Source organism: Photobacterium lutimaris (genome assembly GCF_003025555.1).
Lineage (GTDB): Bacteria > Pseudomonadota > Gammaproteobacteria > Enterobacterales > Vibrionaceae > Photobacterium > Photobacterium lutimaris.
In genome coordinates this window covers 1-1,198 of record NZ_PYMH01000037.1, presented here as the reverse complement: position 1 = coordinate 1,198, position 1,198 = coordinate 1, and the positions used below count along the sequence as shown (strand labels likewise).

General features: G+C 53.3%; 1 rRNA gene. It reads right to left on the bottom strand.

The features are described from left to right. Positions 1-30: 30 nt before the first annotated feature. A 23S ribosomal RNA gene (locus tag C9I99_RS26870) occupies positions 31-1,198 on the bottom strand; the annotation flags it as partial.

Genomic DNA, 1,198 nt, shown 5'->3' with positions numbered 1-1,198 from the left:
TGGAGTCCGTAAAAACCCCTTGGGTGTTGTATGGTTAAGCCTCACGGGCAATTAGTACAGGTTAGCTCAACGCCTCACAGCGCTTACACACCCTGCCTATCTACGTCGTAGTCTTCAACAACCCTTTAGGAACCTTATAGGTTCAGGGATGACTCATCTCGAGGCTCGCTTCCCGCTTAGATGCTTTCAGCGGTTATCGATTCCGAACTTAGCTACCGGGCAATGCGTCTGGCGACACAACCCGAACACCAGAGGTTCGTCCACTCCGGTCCTCTCGTACTAGGAGCAGCCCCTCTCAATCATCCAACGCCCACGGCAGATAGGGACCGAACTGTCTCACGACGTTCTAAACCCAGCTCGCGTACCACTTTAAATGGCGAACAGCCATACCCTTGGGACCGACTTCAGCCCCAGGATGTGATGAGCCGACATCGAGGTGCCAAACACCGCCGTCGATATGAACTCTTGGGCGGTATCAGCCTGTTATCCCCGGAGTACCTTTTATCCGTTGAGCGATGGCCCTTCCATACAGAACCACCGGATCACTATGACCTGCTTTCGCACCTGCTCGAATTGTCATTCTCGCAGTCAAGCGGGCTTATGCCATTGCACTAACCTCACGATGTCCGACCGTGATTAGCCCACCTTCGTGCTCCTCCGTTACGCTTTGGGAGGAGACCGCCCCAGTCAAACTACCCACCAGGCACTGTCCGCACCCCGGATAACGGGGCGACGTTAGAACATCAAAACTACAAGGGTGGTATTTCAAGGACGGCTCCACCATATCTAGCGACATGGTTTCAAAGCCTCCCACCTATCCTACACATGTAGGTTCAATGTTCAGTGCCAAGCTGTAGTAAAGGTTCACGGGGTCTTTCCGTCTAGCCGCGGGTACGCAGCATCTTCACTGCGATTTCAATTTCACTGAGTCTCGGGTGGAGACAGCGTGGCCATCATTACGCCATTCGTGCAGGTCGGAACTTACCCGACAAGGAATTTCGCTACCTTAGGACCGTTATAGTTACGGCCGCCGTTTACCGGGGCTTCGATCAAGAGCTTCGACCGAAGTCTAACCCCATCAATTAACCTTCCGGCACCGGGCAGGCGTCACACCGTATACGTCATCTTTCGATTTTGCACAGTGCTGTGTTTTTAATAAACAGTTGCAGCCACCTGGTATCTGCGACTGCCAGCAGCT